We start from the raw sequence: 22,797 nt of genomic DNA on the forward strand, positions 1-22,797 counted from the left end.
TTAGTCACTGGCTCGTTTTATGTTCAGCATAAAGCGCAATATCTATTGTGCGTCGTCACCCAACTCCGTTCTATTTCTTCCATTATGTTTCGCTTTATAAAGTGCATTATCGGCGTCTTTCATTACCGCTTCAATTGGTGTGTCATTGCCTTTCCAGTGAGAAACGCCCAACGAAACCGTGACCTTACCAACCACCTGAAAGTCATGTTGTTCCACATTGTGTCTAATACGCTCTGCAACATCCATAGCGTGGTTTACGTCTGTTTTTTCCAAAAACATCATAAACTCTTCACCGCCAGAACGACACAGGTGATCATTAGAGCGAGCTTGGTCTTTCATTAACTGCGCAAACTCTCTAAGTAAGTTGTCACCCACGTCATGGCCATAGTTATCGTTTACGCTCTTAAAGTGGTCAATATCTAGCGCCAAAACAGAGAACGCGGTATTTTCCTGCTTAAACAAACCAAGAACTTTATCTAATCCACGTCGATTCAATAATCCAGTCATCGAATCTGTTAATGTATCCAGTTGCAGCTTATCAATGGTTTTTGACACGATACCAAATGCTTTAAGAAAGCTAAGCTTCAAATGTGAGACCTCAAAATACCAAGACTTAACCAGTTTGAGATCATCGATAGATGATGAATGTTCTTCGACACCTCGCACAGCACCCGCTAACTGCCAAAGTGGTCTAGAAATAAGAAGGGACAAGAACCAAATTAGTAACAAAGTTAATAAACCAATTGGAATCGACTTAAGGAAAACATTCCACATCTGTTCATCTAGCACAGATAACGTCATCGATTTCGGGCGCTGAGCAACAATTCCCCATCCTGATGACTTTACTGGTGCATAACCAGCAAGCATTTCGACGCCGCGAGAGTTAACAATTTCTTTGTTACCGCTCTGCCCCATCGTCACCGCTTTGATTGCCTCATTATCGTCGATTACTTCACCAACTCTCGACTGATCTGGGTGATAAATCAGAGTGTTACTCTCATCGACAACGTAAAGGAAAGAACCATCTTTGTATGCGTGCTGGCTGAGTAACTCTGCAAGAATATTTTCTTTTTCTAGATAAATAGTGCCGCCGATATAACCTAAATATTCATTAGATTGAGAAAATATAGGGTATGAGATGGTTAACAAGTAATTTCCAGCTGGCGATATAAATGGTTCAGTAACAACCGGTGCTTGAGCGTTTAAAGACTGGCGTTTTCTTTCACCCACTAACCTTACACCTTTCACCTGAAGTGTTTCAGGGGATACAGAAATAATAACCCCTTTTGCATTAACGACAACCACAGAGTTAAATGATTTGGTTTGCGTTCTTAATCTCTCAGCCTCTTTATCAAGAAGCTGAGCGTCATGCATCTTGTCTTTTAGCACGTTCGCACTGTATTTTAGCTGCGACATTGAGCTTTCTATGAAAGAGTCTGTCATTTCAGACATTTTTTGGGCGTAAACACGGTTTGATTCTAACGTGTTATTGATGATGAGATCCCTTTGAACACGATAAATCGAGTAGAATGCGTTGATCAAAGTGACAAGCACACTGAACACACATAGGGTGACAATAAGATTTCTAAGATTGAGTTTTTCTTTTCTTCTAAAAGACATTGCCAATGGCCAACTTTGAAGGCTTTCTATATGAATGAGCGTATAGGTTATATGAAATTGATTTGATTTTCAGGTAGTAAGTTGGGATCAATGTTAATATTTGCTCACATTAAAGAACACTTTATGAGCTAAAAAGAGAATTCAGTAGCACGATAAAGAAACCGTGCTACTTTCATATTTGGCGTTTAAGAGGGTTTTGTCTCTGTCATCGTTTTTAATATATCCACAACTAGCTGATGATCATCTAACTGCGGTAAACCCGATACCGTCACAACCCCAACCAAACCAGACCCAGAAAGCCGAATTGGGAACGCGCCACCATGAGCGCAGTACTCACGAGCATCGAGATGAGGCTGATTTTCGAAATCACGTTGCTTTTGCTTGTTGTACAGAGAAAGATAGTAAGAGCTGTGGCCATACCTTAATACTGAGTTTCGCTTCCTACGGACCCAATCTAAATGATCAGCACAGGTTCCTGCCATCGCGTACTGAAATAGCGTTTGTCCAAAGCCGTAAACCTCAATAGCAACAGCCGCGCCGCGAGCTTCAGCCTCTTCTTTTAGAGCGAGGCCGATAGACCACGCAATATGGTGATTAAATTCGGCCAACTGAAGTTCATGCTCTTGCAGGGCCACGAGTTCAAGCGTCAAACTCATGGTTTCACCTGAATCGTTTTACCCGTTTTACTGCTTTCCAATGCCATCTCAATCAGAGCGATATTCTGTACTGCTTGAGCGGCAGGAACCGGGTTATCAGTGCCCAAACGAATGGCGTCTGCCACACCAACAAAGTAAGCTTGGTACGCGCCTCTCTCCGTTTTGATAGTTTGCGCACCGTCTTCGTCGTAACGGACGCCGTATAACGCCTCATCTTCTTCCGACCAAGCATCGTTTTCCGGCAAACGGCCTTCTTTTAAGTAGCCCTCTTGAGGATCTAATCCGAACTTTTCATATTTAGCTTCCGTACCCAATACTTTGTAGCGGAGATTCGGCTCTGGGCTATACAAGTTTGAATGCAAGTGCACAATATGCTCAGGGTAATGAAGTATCAAGTTGTAATAATCAATCGTTGTCGCACCCGGGCGCATCATTCGACATTGTGCGTCTATCGCATCTGGCAAGCCAAACAACACCAATGCTTGATCGAGAAGATGAGGAGCAAGGTCGAATAGAATACCACCACCATCTTGGGCTAGCTCTCGCCAGCGTTGACGAACTTCAGGGCGGTAACGGTCAAAGTGTGACTCGAATAGCTTTATATCACCTAACTTACCTTGTTCGATAAGAGATTTAACCGTGAGAAAATCTCCATCCCAACGTCTATTGTGAAAAACGCTCAGCACCAGACCTTTCTCTTCCGCCAAGGCGATAAGTTCATTACCGTCTTCTATACGAGTAACAAACGGTTTCTCGACGATGACGTGTTTCCCATTGTTCAACGCACGCTTTGCAAGTTCGTAATGTACGTCATTTGGCGCAGTAATGATTACGAGCTCTACATCACTATCATCGAGTAAAGTATTCGCATCAGAAAACCACTTAGCATCTGGCCAATCATTTTGAACCGCCTCCTGTTGACGCGAGCTTATCGCGCTCAGCGTTAAATTTGGTAGCGCTTTAATGAAGGGTAAATGAAACGTTTTTGCTGAATATCCGTAACCAATCACAGCGGTTTTTACGGGATCGTAAGCCATTCTAAGATTCCTTATTTCGGTGACACAACAATACATTCAATATCATTGTGATCGAGGAGTTGTTGAAAATCTGATTGAGGGGGATGATCGGTAATAATGATGTCGATCTTTGACAAATCACATACGTGGTGGAAATTGTCGCTACCAATTTTTCGGGATTCACAAACGACGATGACCTGCTGAGCTTGAGCAATCATCGCTTGTTTCAATGTTGCTTCTAACAAACTATTTGTTGTCAGCCCTCGGGATGACAATGCACACACGCCAATGAACGCTTTGTTCACGTGATAATGCTGCATTTGCTGCTCTGCTTGCGCCCCTAAAACTGCTCTGGCATAAGGGTCAAAGTGTCCGCCTAAGAAATGAACGTCCATTGTGTCGTTTGTCTCAGCAGCGGTCAGCACATCAATGCTGTTAGTGACAACGTTGAGCTTGTTTTCTCCACAACGCGCTTTTCCTGCATAGAGTGGGAGCAGAGACAAAATGGTGCTGGTATCAATAACAAGATGGTCGCGCTCATCCAACAACGCTGCGGCAGCTTGAGCTAGTCGATGTTTAACGTCACTCACGGGTCGACTCGCGTATGCCTCGGTATGGGAAGAGATCGGCGCAAGCATGACACCACCTCGTATTCTTTGTAACCCAGGTTGCTGACTCAACTTAACTAAGTCTCGGCGAGCTGAATCTCGCGAGATACCAAAGTACTCACAAACTTCAGACAACGTTACTTTGTTTTGCTGCTCCAGCTTCGCTCTGAGTGCTACGAGTCTTTCTTCTTGTGTCATAACTTAAATGTACTTAAGTGATTTTAAGTGAACTTGCCACAATAATAGAAAAATTACCAACAAAACCACTTACAACCAACTCAATTGACCAAAGGTTAACCAAAGATAAATGAGCAGCAAGGCAAAACTTCCTAGAGCGGTACGTTCACTCAAGCCCACATAGTTAGGCGTATGAAGTTTATTTATACCCGTTTAAAACAACTGGCTCATCTAGCCCTAACTTCACCCTATTTATTTTAATAAGCGCTTTTGGTAGTGGAATAAACCCAGCATTTCGTACCTGTTGTGTATTGTTGTCGGTTGTAAGGAGTTCAAATAGTTTTGATTTTGTGATTTTCTGATTGGTGTCGAATTGTTTATTTATATAAACGTAATAGACCTCGGAAAATGGATAGCGAAGAGAATAGATGCAATCTGTGCTCAAAGAGCATGAGTCATCGTTATGATGAACAGAGAGAGCCTTGTAGCTCGACCACTGTTCTGAGTATTTAAAATCGGAGTATTGCATATAAGCTTTGGCTGAAAAGTCGTCACTTAAAGCGCGTTTCAATCGGTCTTCATCAAGCATTTGAATCGATGATTGACAACCATTAGAGCTCACATCTGGGTTACTTAAACGCATCTCCCCGAAAGCATACGTATTTGCATCACAGCGTTTCAATTCACTAACGGAAACACTATCTACCGTACTCTTTTGACTATTGATTACGACAATAGCGTTTGCCATTAAAAACAAACGTGTAGGCCTGTGGCCTCTTTCTCGTTGAAATCGGGAGATGTTTTCATCTGACCATTTCTTAGATGTGATCGCAATAGAGGCTCCGTCATTTAGCATGTCGTTAAAACCACCAGACTGAGATGCAAGCGCTACATTTACACTTGGCTCATCTATCAATGTTTCTATCGTTTCTAGTATCTCTGGTTCGACAAAAATCGATGTTCGAGCCTCAGAGTCAGCAAATGCCAGCGGTGAAATCAAACATGAAGTTAGAGCAAGGAAAGGCAAGACTTTAATTTTCATAATTCAGCTCCAACTTCGAATTAGGTGTCAACTCGCTGTCCGAACTAAATATAGTCCACGCTTGTTCAGTACTTTCAGCTTTCGTGTTTACAACAGCAATTGTGCGCCTTTCCCGTTTTTTTAGTTGTACCGTCAATGCCGTATTCTGATAAAACTCTTGCTCTTCAATTCGATTATCTTGAATGCCGTTTCTCACTAGCAATTCTCGTATAGCTGCCGTCCTTTTCTTTGCCAACGCTTTGTTGTATTCGAGTGACGCTTCAGGGCTTGTGTCTCCTATCAGTATGACTTGCGCATTTGGGTTACTCTGAAGCAGTGCTTTCAACTCGCTTAGCGGCATATCATGAGATGGCGTTACCTGATGCTCATCCATCGCAAAGAAAAAGCTGATCAGGTGTGTCTGCGAGTCGTTGACCCAATTCGCACAGCCTTCACTGTCAACAACCACACCTTTTGGCGTATCTGCGCAGTTATCTCGTTGGTTTATCACGCCATCACTATCATTGTCTTTAAGGTCGTTGTACTGGTAAGTGGTCAACGTCGTATTCGGTGATTCAGCACAGCCTGCTAACATGAAAACTAGAAGACTCGTCACTGCGAATTTATCCATTATTGTTCTCCTTCCAGTTCTCTGGATACTCAACTCGCAACGCATAAGTCAGAATCCCCATCGAGTTGAATAAACGGTAAGTGGCAACCAAATGATCGTACTTTGTTCGGGTGTAGTTCCGTCTCGCAACAAACGTTTCAACTTTGGCATCTAATACATCTAACAAACTGCGTCGCCCTACATTGAACTGCTGGATGTACCCTAATTCAGTTACTTTCGCCGCATCAACGTTGACTTTTAAAAACTCCATTTGCTGTTGAAGCAATGTATGTGCGTCCCATGCCAGCCTTACACCTTCATTCGCATCTAGTTCTGCATTTGCTCGAATAGCCCTCGCCTCCTCTACTCGCCAGGCAGATGACTCCACTCGGGAGTCTGTAGAAAAGCCGTTAAAAAGATCGTAGTTGACCGTCAGCATAACCTTTGCATCTTCGTTAATGCCTTCAATATTATCCACGTTGTCTGTTTTGTTGGCTGACAGCTCAAGCTTGAGCTCTGGGTAGTAATCCCCCTTTTCTCTTTTTACTTCATGTCGAGCCGCCTCTAAATCTTTCATCGCTGACTGTATGGATGGGTGCAACCTAACCGCTTGTTTGAGTGCTTCGTCAAGCTTATTCGGAAGCAACTCCTGCGGGTAAACAGGTTCAACTAAGTTTTGCGGCGCTCGACCAACCAAACGTACAAATCTTGTTCTAGCATCGGAAAGATTGTTTTGGGCGGCAATCAATGAGGACTGTGTTGTCGCGACACGCGAAGAAACCTGCGCTAAGTCGGAGTTGCTGGTTAAACCTTTTTCTTTTTTATCTAGAATGAAACGGTAGATCTCTTGGTGTTCATTTAGGTTTCTTTCTGTCAGTTTCATCAACTCTCGGGCATGTAAAACATCCACATACGCTCTGACAGTATCTAATGCAACATTTTCCGCAGATGCCAATAAGTCCAAGCGTTCAGCTTCAGCCTCGTAAGATAGGCGATCAACATCAGCACTTGTTTTAAATCCATCAAATAACAGTTGGGAGATTCTTACGCCCATCTCCGTTCTTTCTAATGTTCTATCTTCACTGTCGATGTAGTTTCCGTTGTTATATCGAGTACCTTCGTACCCTGCTGCTGCATACAAATTAACCTGAGGAAGAAATGAACCATTTATGGCATTTCGGTCTCGTACCATCGACTCATAGCGAGAATAGCGAGCAAGCAAACTGGGGGAGCTATCGAGAGATAACGTAACTGACTCTTCTAAAGTCAAAGCGTTTGGCGACGATGATACTGCAAACAAGACCAATAACGTTGATTTAAGCCGCATCTTATATCCTTATGTCTATCTTTCTCTGAGCGAATTCTCTTTCGCACGTAATATAGGTTTTAACCAATAATTCAGTACTGTTTTTTCTCCTGTAAGAATGTCTACCACAACCTGCATTCCCGGGATGATCGTAAACTTATCATCAACCTTGAAAGTAACGTTGGCACGGTAGTAGGCATTGCCCTCTTCATTTTGAAGTGCATCGGCGCTTACGTAGGTCACTTCTCCTTCTAGGCCTCCGTAAATGACAAAGTCATAGGCAGACAACTTTACCGTTGCCGGCAGGCCAGGCCTTATGAAGGCGATATTCTGAGGAGAAATTCTCGCTTCAACGATTAACGTGCTATTACGAGGGACTATTTCTAAAATAGGCTCACCCGGCTTAACCACACCTCCGATGGTTCTGACAAAAACATCTTTGATGGTTCCATCGACCGGAGAAAGTAACTGCGTTCGATTCAACTGATCCGCAATCGCCTGACGACTTTCATTGAGCTGCGCTAGTTGCGTCACAACTTCATTGAGCTGCCCTTGTGCCTCTGCCCTAAAAGCAAGCGCAGTACCACGATAATCTGCGATGGATTCAGAATACACAGCCCTTTGCTTTTGGGCAGCAGCTTGTGAACTCGCGATGTCTCCTTTGAGCTTTATAACGTCTCTATTCAGTTTTAATAATTCCACTTCAGCCACCGCGCCACTAGAAACCACCTCTCTCAACATATCTCGCTCTTTCGAGACAATAACCAGACTGCTTTTTAGTGTTTGAATGGTATTCAAGGTATCTAGATAAGCTTGCGATTGTTGCTCAATTCGCAATTTAGCCTCCTCCAGCTCAGACTCCAGTTGGCTCAACCGCTCAAGATAGTTTGCTTTGGCATTCAGATAGGCAGAGTGGCCGGTCATCGAAATATCAAATGGCTGAGGCTCGATACTCACTTGTTGTTTCCAATCCAGTTGGAGGCTATTCACTTTTACCGTTTCTAATTCAATTTGAAGCCTCTGCTTTCTGGCGAGCAAAGATTCAACTTGTTCAGAGGTCTCCGAATAGGTCGACTTAAACCTTGTATCATCCAGAATAGCGATGGTTTGCCCCTTAGTGACGCTTTCACCAGGCATGACAAGTAACTCCTTTAGAATGCCTCCCTCTAAGCTCTGAATCGTCTGAACAGACAAAGTAGGAACAACCTTTCCTTCGCCGACAACCACTTCGTCTAACCTCGCCCACGAGGCCCAAATAATCACACTTAGCACTAACGCGGCAGACAACCAAATCAACGTTCTCGAACGGTTTGCTAAATGAGCATTACTCCAACGAACTGTGCTCATCATTGACCTCCTTCGCGTACAATTGATACTGCGCGTACTCTGTTCGTTTTCGCGTTAGACTGTTGTTTAGCAAAAATTTCTTGGGGCGCTCCTTCCCTCAAAATTGTGCCTTTATCAAGCACAACAATTCGATCACAAAGCGATAATAAGGAATGTTTATGAGAGCTAATAATCATCGTCGTCGAGTGCGGCAACGATTTAAGAGCATTAAACAACGCATTCTCAGCTGGCTGGTCTAAGGAACTGGTTGGCTCGTCTAAAATTAATGCTGCAGGGTTTCGATAAAACGCTCTTGAAATCGCTACAGCTTGCCTTTGCCCCCCCGACAAATAACGCCCTCCTTCTCCGACTTGCGTTTCTAGACCATGAGGAAGGCGGCTCATGTACTGGTTCAAACCCGATAATTCTATCGCACGGCGTAAACGTTCTTGATCAATAACATGATGTCCTAATACTATGTTTTCCATAATGCTGCCGTATATAAGATGCGAATCTTGGCCAACCCAACCCGTTTTCTCTCTTATCAATTCGGCGGGCCAAAGCTGACTGTCAATGTCATCAAAATAAACGCTACCCTGTAAGGCACTGAGTTGATTGGTAATAATAGAAAGGAGTGTAGACTTTCCTGCTCCTGCACTACCAATAACGCCAACGCGTTCGCCTTGCTTGATAGTAAGATTAATATCTCTCAAACATGGCATATCAACATCTGGGTATTGGAAGCTCACGTTTTCTAAACGTATATTCCCTGTAAATTCGGCAGACGTAATGACCTGACTGCGTTGCACCTCCTGAGGTAAAGACATGATAGAATTTAAGCCTTCAACCGCTGTTTTTGTCTGTTGATAGCGAAGTAACAGCATAGCTAACTGGTTAATCGCCCCTGCAGCACGACCGCTAAGCATGACAATAGCAATGAGCCCCCCCATGCTGAGCAATCCCTCAGAAATTCTGTACACGCCTGTTACAAGTAACATTACGGTAATTATCTGCTGGCTAGATTGAATGGAGTAAGCAACGATATTCGAATAGTTTCGCGATTGATTTTGCCAATCAGAAAGCATGGATACCGTTTGCTCCCAACGCTTTTGTGCTTCTCCCGTAGCGTTATTTTGCTTAATCTCTTTTAAAGAGGACAATGAATCAAACAAGTGAGCTTGTCGCTTCATGGATAGTGCAGCACTTTCCGTATGTGATTGTTCTATTTTTGCTTTTACCGCAAAGCCAAGGATCAGCAGGATAAACATGACGGCAATAGGTATGAACATCATTGCCCCACCTAGCCAACCTATTAAGACTAAAAATAACAACGTAAATGGGAGATCAACTAAGGTCACAAGAGATGCAGAAGTAAAAAAATCGCGAACACTATCAAAATCTTGTAGTTGTCGAGCGAATGCACCGACTGATGCAGGACGGTGTTCAAGTTTCATCCCCATAACTTTAGAAAAAAGTATCGAAGAAAGCTTGTTATCGATGTACTTACCCGCGGTATCAGTGACAACTCCCCTTGCTTTACGCAATAGCCAATCAAAAATAATGATGACGGAGACACCAGCGACCAAAACCCATAATGTACTGAAAGCTTGATTAGGCACTACACGATCGTAAACGTTCATAGTGAAAAGCGGAATAACTAGCGCTAGCGTATTGATAAGGAAAGAGGCAATCAAAAGATCTCGATACCACGGAGACATTTCTTTCACTACGGCGAAAAGCCAATGTTCATTATAATCCGCTTGAATAGAACTTATCCGTTTGTCCAGCTCTGGACGCATAGAAACTTGCCATGCTTGAGGCTGGAATTGATTATGCAGCTCCTCGCTCGTGACGTATTGCGTTTCACCTTGATCTTCACTAAATAACGTGACTTGATAATCGCTGTTATGTCGCTCAGATATAATAGCGGGTTGTAACGTCTTCCTATTGATTACCACCAATGGAAAGCTCAACATTGCGGTGGATTTTAAATCGATTAATGTGAGTTCAAGATCGGCTCGCTCAGCGGCTCTGATGAATAAGTCACTATCCAATCTACCCTCAACAAGAGGTAATCCAGAAAGCACCTTTTTTGTATGGTGTCTAACCTCAAAATAACGCATCAACCAAGTTAACGATTGCCCCCAAGGATCGTTAGTCAGCTCACTTGATGAGGATGAGTGATGCTTCATGACATACCACCTACTAGCAAGTTGTTGTCATCAATCATCTTCTGTAAGACATTTTCTTCGGCTACGCCAGTCGAGTCACCTTTGTAAAGCTGATCAAGAGTGACGCCCTGCATAAGAATCTGTTGTTTTGTCCCCGTCTCTTCTGGTTTTATGTGAAGCGTTACGCCATCATCATTCTCTGTTAAATCGAGCTTATTATCGACTTCTGTTATCGAGGTAGCGGTGATTATCGAGGCAATGTCAATTGTGTCATTATCATCACCAACAGCGGATATTTGGAAATCGTTGATCACATCGTACGAGGGCTTTAACTCGTTACCGAGCCCTGAACTGTCAAACTGGAATACATCGCTGCCACTTCCTCCAATAAGCAAATCATTAGCATCTGTCGCAAGTAATGTTTGGCCCCCTTCTTCCACTAAGGTAACATTGACTGTCTGAGCAGCACCTTCTGCGACTGTAGCACCCAGTGTTGCAATCGGTTTTATCGACAACGTAAAATCACTTGCACCGCTAAACCCGCCAACGATGGAAAGATCAGCGACATCCTCTTGATCAACAGCATAAATGCCGTTCAATCTTTCACCATGACTCAACTCTAGATCTGTTGGTAATCCGCGAATCTCCACACTTCCAAACTCTTCGGGTGCAGGATTGACTAAATTCATGCTCAACCCCAAAGGAATACTCCCAGACGCTTCAGACACAATAGACTGATAATCGGCCGTTAGTGTTGGCTCATCAGCTTCAGGGGTAACAACAATGGTTAGATCGGTAGTTTGCACATCTCCAAAATCGGTTTCGAGTGTCTCTGACACTATCGCTTGATCAAACGTTCTAACATTGAGAGCAACATCCATCGTTCCAAATGCATCCTTCGGAATGAACTCCAAACCTGACACTTCATTTGCTCGCACTAATACCGTCGCCACGGCATTGCCCGCGTCATCGAAGGTAGAGGATGAGAATTGAGTTCCAATACGAATCCTACCTAAGCCTTCCAATGCAGAGGGTTCAGAGCTTGCTTTGATCAACATCGACACTTCTATATATTCGTTGCTATTTGTTTCAAAACCGCTCGCTAAAAAGTCAATCGAAATGGAATCACCTTCATCTCCAGTGAACGTGTTAGAGGTTGTATTCAACGATACATCATCGCCAATCGGTTTTACGCCGACGTTGAACTGAGAAGTGGTATAGTTATAGTCGTTTGATCCAGACTCTTGGGTAATAGCTTGCAGTGTTAATGAAATATCCCCACTAAAATCTAGTGGCGGTAGAAAGTAAACCTTATCAAGTTGTGCTTGAGTTAGCTGCCACTCCTTGCTCTCACCATCCGTTGAACCGTTATCAGGGAGTAATTCGAACGTCCCATTATTGTCCCAAACCAACACGGCTCCGTCTGGCACTCCTGTCATGACCAAAGACATCGACTCAGAACCATCTTGATCGATTAATGATGCAGATAAGTTTCCTAAATAAATATAATTATCTTCATTACCAACTACGTCTTCTGTTTCCAGAACCGCTTTATCAACCACTGGGGCAATGGTAACGGTAACTTCTGTTGATTTAGTTTGAGTATCTTTCGCACTGTCAGTACTTAAACAACTTCCCGTGACTTCATCAGTAATGTTTGCGTCAACGGAAATAACAAGCTCTCCACTGTAGTTTTCAGGTGGGATTAACTGAATTTCGTTTAGACGCGTAACATCTGTCACTACCCATGTTCCATCACCGTTGTCAATGAGTAGGCTCGGGTCCACGGCAGTAAACCGCGCATTCTCGTCAGACACCGATAAAGAAACCCAATTGACACTTTCAAGGCCAGTCGCTGCGTCACCTTCTCCAGTAATGGACTGCATTGGCCCTTCACTATCGCCCAATACAAGAGCAAGATTCAGGTTGGTTATAGTATCTTCTTGAACCGTAACTTGGCTTGGTGCTATCGCGATATCATCGACAACAGGAGAGATTTGTACCGTAATGGTCTGAGAGGTTGTTTTCGAGTCACCATCGCATGGGGCCGTTTCTGTCACTTCTAAATTGAAAGTAATGCAACCAGCAAAGTCCTCATCCACGCCAGTAAGCGTCAAGGAAGACAATCCAGCGCTAGAAATTGAATAACCCAACAGATTGCCCGCATTATCATAAGCAGGTATCACACCTTCGCCAGTAAGCTCGACTCCTTCAGGTAAAGAATCTGCGGCGACAAAGAAGGAAACTAAGTTACCATCACTACTCGCCACATCAGGGTTTAAAAACGCCCCAATTGAGACATCTTCACCTTCTTTACCTACAATATCCCCACTTTGAACGCTTCCTGGTTCACCAGGATCTGCACACTGGTCTCCATCTCCTTCATGGCCAGTAATTTGAATTTGGAACTGGCCTGTGATGTATTGGGCATCCGTTCCATCTCGAACATACGCTAACACATTCACATCAAGTATCTCTGTGTTAGATGGGCTATAAATCGATGCGCCAGCAAGCAAATCTTGAGCGGTTTCCAACACGCTATCACTTGTGATTCCTTCCATTGGAATCAGCCAGTTCCCATCGGCATCTTGAGAAGCACCGTTCGGATGAGTAACAATGAGGTCTTGACCCTGCGGTATCTGTAAAACGATGTAATCGAGATACTCTGAACCATCAATATCCGCTTCTGTAAATGTAATGCCTCCACTCACGTCGACAGCAGACCCATCGGTACTTGTGAATACTTCAGTCGCACCTTCTAAACGTGTTTTGTCAATATCTTCATTACCAATATCCACTTTGCCAGAAACCACGACGCTCAAAGAGCCATGGATTGCCTTTACATCAGTCTCCATCGTCGGAGACGTGTCTGTCACTTCGTACTGAACTTCCAGGCTAAATGTCCCACTTAGGTCTTCATTAGCTTTTACAGTGATTCTTCCACTGTTTAACAACTCAGATAATGTTGCCGAGCTACCATCAAGTAGTTCATTGAGTTCTAACGGTAAGTTACTTTCCTCTACTGCATTACCATCAAAGTAAAGCGTTAAGCCATCTGGAATGGATACAATGGTGTATCCTGTCAAGGACTCACTAGAATCTATATCTTGATTAATGACAGGCTCAAGATTTAGTGTGATGAAATTGTCCTCAATACCATTGCTTTGTAATTCTTGACCGTCAGTTTGATCAACAATAGGTGAGATTTCCATTTCCACTTTAAGAGGGGTTTCAGCAGAATCACCATCCGGCTCTGTTGAAACGACGATAACATCCATGCTCAGTGTTCCACTAAAATCTTGCTCTGTTTTGAGGTAAGTGTTTTCAAGAACAGCGTTTGAGACCTGATAAACTGGCCCCGTTATTGGGTCCACGTAAGCAATTGGAAGAGCAATAGGGTCACCATTTACATCTGTCAGTTGTGTTCCCAAAGGGATGTTCTGAAGCAAGATATTAATTTCTTCTGATAGATCGTCGTCTGATGTCTGGATGATAAAATCCAGTTGTATCAGGTTATCTTCGTCTAACGTAGAGAGATTACTAATTACTTTAGTCGCTTGATCATATTGCCAATTCCCCTGTCCACCATCTAGGACAATTGGTTCATCGACCACGCCTTTTAGCTTAATGTCAATGGTTGCAGATTGGCTCTCGGCGGTTTCATTAAGAGGTGCTAAGCCATCAATAGTCGACTCTGTTGAAATGGCGGTTACTTGAAGGGATAGAGATTCAGTAAATGAGCTGATATCCGATTTTGGTTGAAGTAACGCCTCTGAATTGGCTAGAACATTGGAGGTCACTAGGTAGGTATTAATACCGATAAGCGTAATCCCAGCTCCGACAGGCAATGTCCAACCATCTTGAACTTCTATGCGATAAGAAAGAGACTCCGAGCCATCTGTGTCAGTGAGCCGCCCTAGGATGTAATCTTTTAAGTCAATCGCTTGGTCTTCAAGCCACTGAATGTTTTTAACGGTCAGCGTAGGCACATCGGCATCTGGAGATATATCGATAACAACTTGCTCAGTGATCTCCGCTGTTTTATCTTGCTCATCGGCAAACACACTACCCGATTCAGTCGTTACTGCCGTTACATCAAAAGTAAATCTTCCGGCTAAGTTTTCGTTAGATGTGATTTCAATTTGATCTAACTCGGATTGGCTATACGCTTTCCCTTCCTCAATAGCACTTCCGTTAAGTGTTAATATAAGTCCATCTGGAATATTCGAAATTTGGTAGTGGAGCGTTTCAGAACCGTCTTGGTCAAACTTTTCAGCAACAATATTGAGTGAAAGTGATTCAGCGGAATCTTCAACACTTTGATAAGAAAAGTCCGAATCATTAGACCACTCTGGCAAATCTGCAACCGGTAAAACGTTAACATTTAACGTGTTATTGCCTTGTAATACAAAACCATCTGGTTCGACATCAGATACGATTAATGCAGACACTGCTAACGAAACTTTGATAGTGTTGCCCGACAGGTTTAGTGCTGGTTGATAAGTGAGATCACCATTTGGAACAGTGAATATACCCACCCCCATTAGCTCTGTACCAGAAAGACTAATAAATCCGTCATTATCATCATCTTCAAGGCGCGCTCCGTCTAAAAACAGAGCCCCTCCTTGTAGAGATTCAACAGAGATCCTTATCGCTTCAACACGCTCATTATTCTCCGTATCCCCAGGAGAAACTCTAATCGGTAACGCGACTGGCGTAGGGTCTCCACTATTATTCGCGCCATTATCTTCTAACGTATCTACATTAACGGTTCGAATAAAGCCCCTAGCATCATCAAGAATTAATTGAGCTTCACTGCTTGCTTGGTCACCGTCTGCATCCGTCACAGTTATCGTTAGATCATCAAGCAAACCACCTACAGGCGTATTAACAATAAGCTCGGTAGTTAGCGTAAATGTCCCATCTTGAGCAATAGTCAGCGTTCCATATTTTAAGTTACCATCACTACTATTGATTAAATCGATGGTCCAAGCATCATTGCTAAATACCGAACTCGCCGTATCGTATGTTTCACCTGCATAGGTCAAACTTGAAATCAACGTGCCATCTGAACTGATTAAGTCGGCATTATTGCTAAACCAGTTTCCCGAAAACTCATCCCCCTCGGTAAGTTCAATTTCTATTGGTGAGCTTGTGTCTTCAGGGATATCATCTACTACACTAACGGTATATGTCTCAGCTTCAGACTGGTCGCCATCCTTATCAACGGCATAAATTGAAAAACTGAGTTCTAATGTGTTCTCGTCCGCTGGAACACCGTCAGGTTCATCGTGTTCAAGTGCACGGTATAGATCAAACTCGACAGTCCCATCGGTATTAAATCTAATTCTAAAGACGTCTTGCTCGCTTTCATCTCTTGCATATAACCAACCATTCGAGTCCGGTGAATCAAGCGAAACCAGGCTACCACTACTTGTTTTATAGCCGAGCGCATTGAACATATCGATATTCACGCTCACACTGGCGATAGAGTCTGAACCTTGTAATAGCGTAATGGATGGTGACGAGCCCTCGATGCCAGAATCAAGCGAATCATCATTCAACCCGCTTTCATTGACTGTGATTCCCTCTGTAATTACTAGTTCCGGAAACAAGCCATCATAGACCAGTATGTTGGACTCCGTAGAGATCTCGCTTCCATCAGAATCTCTCGCCACGATGGGCATAGAGATCGACAATTGCGTCCCATCACCTAAAACATGGTCAAGCGAGTGATAAAGCTCTACAGTTACATTAACGGTAGACGTATCATTTGATGGCAAAGAGAAGTCACTAGGTAACGTGACCCTAAATACAACGTCTCCAGTGTCTGAAATTGCGTCAAAGCTTCCATCATTGTTATCGTACCAAGTGACAGCCTCTCCGTTATAAGTAACAGCATCACCAAGTGTAGTTTTGACAGTATCTCCATCATTTATGTCAACACCCAGATACACAATCGGATCGAATGATGACGTAACTATCACATCCGTATTCGCTATGGCTGAAACCCCATCAGGAGCAATGTTTGTATCGACAGGTGTTTCGGTTAACTCGACATTGCCACTATTGATTAGCGCTTGTCCATTGTCGTTATCTATAACATTAATGTCTAAAACGACCGACGTGTTATCTTGGTCTGAGTCGATTGCAGTAACAACGAGAGGTACGTTTGGATCAGTATTTTCTTGTTGGTCGAGAGCCTGAAAAAGCTCAAAGGAGTAGGTAATGTCGCTATTTGCATCAATAGGTAATGAAGCATTGAGGGTAGCTTGAAAGATGGGAATCTGAGTTTGCCCATCTTCGTCAAGAATATAACCATCAAGTGTTTTGCCATCCGCAGAGACTTGATAAAGCACAACTTGTTCACCACTCGTCAACAAGGGTTGTTCAGAGACGATGAACGACAAAGATTCGAGGTAATCACTGCCAACCTCAACTTGAAAATTCCCTGAGCTCAACACACTTCCATTTGCGAGATCAAATTCTTTTACTTCTACCCCATTCAAATTATTTAAAGTTGGGTCTGTGCCATCCTTTAGAACATAATCAATTTCATTCTCTACAAGCGGTGTGGCATCTAAATCTACGCCACCAATGGTCAACGGGAAGGTTACCGTATCACTGCTATTGAATTGATCGATAGGGTGCTCAAGAGTAAGTGAAATTGAAGCTAATACATCGTTACCCGACTCAACGCCACTCAATGTTAACGTAAATACAGTGACACCATTCGCAAATGCTGTAATTTGCTTTCCACTGGAACTTAACGTGTAGCTAAGCTCATTATCAGAGACTGAGCTTGTAAGCCCTAATGCTTCTAACTTAGTAATAGATGACCCACCGAAATACAAACTACTCGGATCCGGATTGTCAGATCCCGCGACAATATTGACAGTTCCTTCAAAGTTCAATATCGGGCCATCCAAAGGGACTTCTGTTACGTCTATAGTCGCATTGCCTACGTAACCTGCTTGTCCATCAGTAATGTCAATGGTCGCGTTAGCCAAGCCATAGTCTTGGGAGTCATCTGCAGCTAAATAGCTGAAAGAAACACTTTGCTCGACCGAATGATCTAGGTTTCGACCTGCATCAAACTGCCAAGAGCCATCAGAAAATACGGTTAATTCGCCTTTTTCTAAACTAAAACTTACGGATCCCCCCTCTAGAATTGACTTCTGCTCCCCGCCAGCCTCTACAAATTTCACATAAAGTGTTCCATCAAGATCAATATCATTTTCAAGTAGATTGCCCGTAATTGTTTGATCTTCTAAGACTGAGTATGTGTCATCTCTAATCACCGGATCAGAGTCATAAATAGTAATCGTTAACGGTGCCACAACCGTCTCTTGTGTACCGTCAGCATCACTTTGAATGCTTTCAACCAATACGTTAGTCACCAGCTCATCTTGACCTACACCATGATCAATCGCTTCATAAAAAGTAATTTGAACCGTACCATCATCATTGACTTCTGCTGAGAAAACTAATCGGTCGTCGGTCGATGTTCCTTGTAAGCTCAACCCACCTTCTGCAACAACAACATTAATAGATTGACCGACCGATGTAAGCGCGCTCAAACTTGGCTGCTCTGCATGCAGTGCTGGCACACCATTTTCTATGTTGATGGCTGCCGAGCTGCTTTGCTCACCAAAAAATCCAACGATGTTTTCAGAAAATACCGTTGAACCGGGTAGCACTATTGTCGGCATGGTATCGACCGCATGGTTGCCGGCGGCATCCAACACTTCAGCTTCAATGGTCCACGTGCTGTTTAGATTGAGAGTGTTTACGTCAATTCCGGTTACTGTCCACGAACCTGATGCATCAACAAGGCCAGTAAAATTCAGCGTGCTGCCTCCGTCACTTACCCGAATCGTCACCGCCAGACCTTGCTCTACACCATTGGTTGTCCCTCTCATTTCCGTGACTATACCCTCACGGAAATCATCAATGGCAAGACCACCGCTAATATAAAAATCCGTATCGATATCAATGGTGGGAGCAGTGGCATCTATGGTCGTAGCCTCATCCATCGCTTTCGCTTGGTTGCCCGCCACATCATTCACGGAGGCAGATACGGTTAACGCCCCATCGGCTAACGTGGATAAGTTCGCCCCTTCGACTTGCCACATACCATCAACGACAACGGCATTGAACGAGAGCATCGCCCCCAAGCTGTCTTGAACCGTGACAGAAACCGTCTGACCATTTTCAACATCACTGACTTGCCCTGACAAAGTGACAGATTGGCGCTCTTCAGTGTTTAAATAGCCGTCTCCGCCATCGTCAACGTCCACCGTCACACTTGCGAGCGTATCTTTGATGATGGTGTTTTCACTGGTTGCAGGGTTGCCCGCTATATCTATACTCTCAGCAACAACGGTCAGCGTACCTTCAGACAATCCAGAAAGGTCAACGTCGTCCAGAGACCAACTTCCACCAGTCACCACCGTTTCTGAGTTTATGACCGCTCCTAACGAGTCGGTTACCGTAACTTGGATACGCTGGCCATCTTCAATGTTTTCAATCGTCCCTTCGAGGCGAGTAGTCGCGATTTCGTACTGATTTAAATACTCATCCCCTCCACCATCAAAATTGACGTTCACCGTTGCAAGCGTATCTTTAATGGTCGTATCGACGGCGTTCAGGTTATTGCCATAAATGTCAGAAACCACAGAAGTCACCGTAAGCGGCCCTTCAGCAAGAGAAGACAGATCAACGCCTGATAGGGTATACGCCTCATTCTCTACGGTCGTTGTAACAGTAATGGAATTATTGAGGCTGTCGGTAATGGTGATAGTAACAAGCCACTCATCGCTTATCTTGAGTGCGTCACCTTGAATCGTGACACTAGGAACTTCAAACTGGTTTTCGTATCCATCACCGCCATCAAGAATATCCACCGTTAAAGAGGCATCATCGTTCAAACCTTCTATTGCCTCTAAGGTAATATCCAATGTTACCGAGGTGGTGTCACCGTCTGAATCTGTTGCATTAACTAACAATGGTATATCCAGGATTTGATCTTTTGACAGATCGAAAGAGCGATATAATTCAAAGGAATACTCTATTTCACTACTCGACTCTAAAGGTAATGTGGATAATAGTTTCGATTGAAAAATATTTACTTCCACCCCACCTTCTAAGATATAGCCAGTAATTGTCGTACCGTCATCAGACAGACGGTAAAGCAACTCACTTTCACTACTCACTAATGTGGGCTGGTTTAATTCGCTAAATCGAAGAGAGTCAACATAATCACTCCCGATATCGAGTTGAAGGCTCCCAGTCTTAAAGATTGTCCCACTTTCTAGATTAATCTCCTCCATTGCAACAACAGTCAAGTTGCTCAACGTAGGATCAACACCATCTTTCAACACGAAATCAATTTCATTCTCTACAAGCGGTGTGGAGTCTAGATCTGTCCCTCCAATGGTCAACGGGAAAGTGACCGTATCACTACTATTGAATTGATCGATAGGATGATCAAGAGTAAGCGAAATTGAAGCTAGTACATCGTTACCCGACTCAATGCCACTCAATGTTAACGTAAATACAGTGACACCATTGGCAAATGCTGTGATTTGCTTTCCACTGGAACTTAACGTGTAGCTAAGCTCATTATCAGAGACTGAGCTTGTAAGCCCTAATGCCTCTAACTTAGTAATGGATGCCCCACCAAAATACAAACTAGTCGGATCAGGGTTATCAGAGCCAGCAATCACATTAACACTGCCTTCGGTGGTTAATAATGCCTCTCCCAGAGGTACTTCTGCTGTGTTTATAGTAGCGCTGCCTACATAACCCGCTTGGCCATCTATAATGTCGATAGTTGCGGTTGCTACACCGTAATCTTTTGAATCATCGGCTGCGAGATAATCAAAAACGAGACTTTGCTCAACCGTGTGATCTAAGTTGCGACTGGCATTCAACTGCCAAGAGCCATCTGAAAATACGGTTAATTCACCCTTCTCTAGACTAAAACTTACTGAGCCACCATCAGGGACAGACTGGATCTCTCCTCCGGCTCTGACATATCGAATGTACAAGTCACCATCAATATCAATGTCATTCTCCAGTACATTGCCAGAAATGACTTGGCCTTCGGTTACACTATATGACTCATTTGCGATCACTGGATCGGCATCAAGGATGGCGATTTCTAGGGGGGCCACAACCGTTTCTTGTGTACCATCAGCATCACTTTGAGTGCTTTCAACCAATACGTTAGTCACCAGCTCATCTTGACCTACACCATGATCAATCGCTTCATAAAAAGTAATTTGAACCGTACCATCATCATTGACTTCTGCTGAGAAAACTAATCGGTCGTCGGTCGATGTTCCTTGTAAGCTCAACCCACCTTCTGCAACAACAACATTAATAGATTGACCGACCGATGTAAGCGCGCTCAAACTTGGCTGCTCTGCATGCAGTGCTGGCACACCATTTTCTATGTTGATGGCTGCCGAGCTGCTTTGCTCACCAAAAAATCCAACGATGTTTTCAGAAAATACCGTTGAACCGGGTAGCACTATTGTCGGCATGGTATCGACCGCATGGTTGCCGGCGGCATCCAACACTTCAGCTTCAATGGTCCACGTGCTGTTTAGATTGAGAGTGTTTACGTCAATTCCGGTTACTGTCCACGAACCTGATGCATCAACAAGGCCAGTAAAATTCAGCGTGCTGCCTCCGTCACTTACCCGAATCGTCACCGCCAGACCTTGCTCTACACCATTGGTTGTCCCTCTCATTTCCGTGACTATACCCTCACGGAAATCATCAATGGCAAGACCACCGCTAATATAAAAATCCGTATCGATATCAATGGTGGGAGCAGTGGCATCTATGGTCGTAGCCTCATCCATCGCTTTCGCTTGGTTGCCCGCCACATCATTCACGGAGGCAGATACGGTTAACGCCCCATCGGCTAACGTGGATAAGTTCGCCCCTTCGACTTGCCACATACCATCAACGACAACGGCATTGAACGAGAGCATCGCCCCCAAGCTGTCTTGAACCGTGACAGAAACCGTCTGACCATTTTCAACATCACTGACTTGCCCTGACAAAGTGACAGATTGGCGCTCTTCAGTGTTTAAATAGCCGTCTCCGCCATCGTCAACGTCCACCGTCACACTTGCGAGCGTATCTTTGATGATGGTGTTTTCACTGGTTGCAGGGTTGCCCGCTATATCTATACTCTCAGCAACAACGGTCAGCGTACCTTCAGACAATCCAGAAAGGTCAACGTCGTCCAGAGACCAACTTCCACCAGTCACCACCGTTTCTGAGTTTATGACCGCTCCTAACGAGTCGGTTACCGTAACTTGGATACGCTGGCCATCTTCAATGTTTTCAATCGTCCCTTCGAGGCGAGTAGTCGCGATTTCGTACTGATTTAAATACTCATCCCCTCCACCATCAAAATTGACGTTCACCGTTGCAAGCGTATCTTTAATGGTCGTATCGACGGCGTTCAGGTTATTGCCATAAATGTCAGAAACCACAGAAGTCACCGTAAGCGGCCCTTCAGCAAGAGAAGACAGATCAACGCCTGATAGGGTATACGCCTCATTCTCTACGGTCGTTGTAACAGTAATGGAATTATTGAGGCTGTCGGTAATGGTGATAGTAACAAGCCACTCATCGCTTATCTTGAGTGCGTCACCTTGAATCGTGACACTAGGAACTTCAAACTGGTTTTCGTATCCATCGCCGCCATCAAGAATATCCACCGTTAATATAGCATCGGGATTCAACCGCTCAGGAGCCTGAGTCTCAGAAGTTGGGTTCTCTCTTTCTTGCACTGCTGGCCTAGTAACATAGCCATTAGAAACGAGTTGCTCAGGTAAAACAGCGCGAATATAGGCAACAAAACTTAACCCACCAGAAGACTCACTAAAATCTCGAACGCTCTGATTAAAAGTGGATTCAATACCGTTTTGAGATGCAATTAAAAGATCATTCGAACTCGATTCATCCTCACTTGTTGTATCTTCATTAAATGCAATATCGAGAATGTCAGTATTAAGAACAACCACCTCTACTTCTGGAACTAATTGTTCGTTGGGCAACATTTGGATCCAAGAACCGTCACTTAAAACCGCCCAAAGAACATTACCGATTTGAATGTAGAGTATTGGCTGCATAATTCGCCCCATATGAAACAACGAACTTTAAGTATGGTCGACGAATATGACTGTTCAAATGAAACTAGAAAAAACATGGCCCTAAATGGCTCTAATGAGATATTGAACCAAAAACATACCTCATGTAT

General features: G+C 43.8%; 10 protein-coding genes. All 10 read right to left on the reverse strand.

The window, feature by feature from the left end:
• Positions 1–42: 42 nt before the first annotated feature.
• The 10 genes from R7P69_RS13765 to R7P69_RS13810 all read right to left on the reverse strand — a co-directional run bounded on the left by R7P69_RS13765 (position 43) and on the right by R7P69_RS13810 (position 22,669).
• A complete protein-coding gene (locus tag R7P69_RS13765; protein ID WP_005389121.1) occupies positions 43–1,620 on the reverse strand; it encodes a sensor domain-containing diguanylate cyclase in 1,578 nt (525 codons plus the stop codon).
• A 185-nt stretch (positions 1,621–1,805) separates the two neighbouring features.
• On the reverse strand, positions 1,806–2,276 hold the full coding sequence (locus R7P69_RS13770) for a heme-degrading domain-containing protein (RefSeq protein WP_033905228.1): 471 nt from the start codon (positions 2,274–2,276) through the stop codon (positions 1,806–1,808).
• Entirely contained in the window at positions 2,273–3,313 is a 1,041-nt protein-coding gene (locus R7P69_RS13775) for an oxidoreductase (protein WP_226083632.1), read from the reverse strand. Before R7P69_RS13775 ends, R7P69_RS13770 begins: the two co-directional genes overlap by 4 nt.
• A gap of 11 nt (positions 3,314–3,324) precedes the next feature.
• The gene (locus tag R7P69_RS13780; RefSeq protein WP_226083633.1) at positions 3,325–4,098 is read right to left on the reverse strand and encodes a DeoR/GlpR family DNA-binding transcription regulator; all 774 of its coding nucleotides are present in this window, start codon (positions 4,096–4,098) and stop codon (positions 3,325–3,327) included.
• 178 nt (positions 4,099–4,276) lie between these two features.
• Positions 4,277–5,119 (reverse strand): phosphate ABC transporter substrate-binding protein, encoded by an 843-nt coding sequence (locus R7P69_RS13785; RefSeq protein WP_238952316.1) that lies wholly within the window; start codon positions 5,117–5,119, stop codon positions 4,277–4,279.
• Positions 5,109–5,729, reverse strand: a complete 621-nt coding sequence (locus R7P69_RS13790; protein WP_053303115.1) for an OmpA family protein — start codon at positions 5,727–5,729, stop codon at positions 5,109–5,111. The genes R7P69_RS13785 and R7P69_RS13790 overlap by 11 nt, the downstream gene beginning before the upstream one ends.
• Positions 5,722–7,035, reverse strand: a complete 1,314-nt coding sequence (locus R7P69_RS13795) for a TolC family outer membrane protein (RefSeq protein ID WP_005377756.1) — start codon at positions 7,033–7,035, stop codon at positions 5,722–5,724. Before R7P69_RS13795 ends, R7P69_RS13790 begins: the two co-directional genes overlap by 8 nt.
• Before the next feature lie 15 nt (positions 7,036–7,050).
• Entirely contained in the window at positions 7,051–8,364 is a 1,314-nt protein-coding gene (locus R7P69_RS13800; RefSeq protein WP_021033865.1) for an HlyD family type I secretion periplasmic adaptor subunit, read from the reverse strand.
• Complete coding sequence (locus R7P69_RS13805; protein WP_238855375.1) at positions 8,361–10,532, reverse strand: type I secretion system permease/ATPase; 2,172 nt, start codon at positions 10,530–10,532, stop codon at positions 8,361–8,363. The genes R7P69_RS13800 and R7P69_RS13805 overlap by 4 nt, the downstream gene beginning before the upstream one ends.
• Complete coding sequence (locus R7P69_RS13810; protein ID WP_318121614.1) at positions 10,529–22,669, reverse strand: Ig-like domain-containing protein; 12,141 nt, start codon at positions 22,667–22,669, stop codon at positions 10,529–10,531. Before R7P69_RS13810 ends, R7P69_RS13805 begins: the two co-directional genes overlap by 4 nt.
• Between the last annotated feature and the right edge of the window lie 128 nt (positions 22,670–22,797).

This window comes from Vibrio sp. 661 (genome assembly GCF_033339315.1).
GTDB classification, from domain to species: Bacteria; Pseudomonadota; Gammaproteobacteria; order Enterobacterales; family Vibrionaceae; genus Vibrio; species Vibrio alginolyticus.

Excerpts from the sequence above, each read along its gene's own strand:
- R7P69_RS13765 (WP_005389121.1), bottom strand. The coding sequence starts at position 1,620 with ATGTCTTTTAGAAGAAAAGAAAAACTCAATCTTAGAAATCTTATTGTC.
- R7P69_RS13770 (WP_033905228.1), bottom strand. The coding sequence starts at position 2,276 with ATGAGTTTGACGCTTGAACTCGTGGCCCTGCAAGAGCATGAACTTCAG.
- R7P69_RS13775 (WP_226083632.1), bottom strand. The coding sequence starts at position 3,313 with ATGGCTTACGATCCCGTAAAAACCGCTGTGATTGGTTACGGATATTCA.
- R7P69_RS13780 (WP_226083633.1), bottom strand. The coding sequence starts at position 4,098 with ATGACACAAGAAGAAAGACTCGTAGCACTCAGAGCGAAGCTGGAGCAG.
- R7P69_RS13785 (WP_238952316.1), bottom strand. The coding sequence starts at position 5,119 with ATGAAAATTAAAGTCTTGCCTTTCCTTGCTCTAACTTCATGTTTGATT.
- R7P69_RS13790 (WP_053303115.1), bottom strand. The coding sequence starts at position 5,729 with ATGGATAAATTCGCAGTGACGAGTCTTCTAGTTTTCATGTTAGCAGGC.
- R7P69_RS13795 (WP_005377756.1), bottom strand. The coding sequence starts at position 7,035 with ATGCGGCTTAAATCAACGTTATTGGTCTTGTTTGCAGTATCATCGTCG.
- R7P69_RS13800 (WP_021033865.1), bottom strand. The coding sequence starts at position 8,364 with ATGATGAGCACAGTTCGTTGGAGTAATGCTCATTTAGCAAACCGTTCG.
- R7P69_RS13805 (WP_238855375.1), bottom strand. The coding sequence starts at position 10,532 with ATGAAGCATCACTCATCCTCATCAAGTGAGCTGACTAACGATCCTTGG.
- R7P69_RS13810 (WP_318121614.1), bottom strand. The coding sequence starts at position 22,669 with ATGCAGCCAATACTCTACATTCAAATCGGTAATGTTCTTTGGGCGGTT.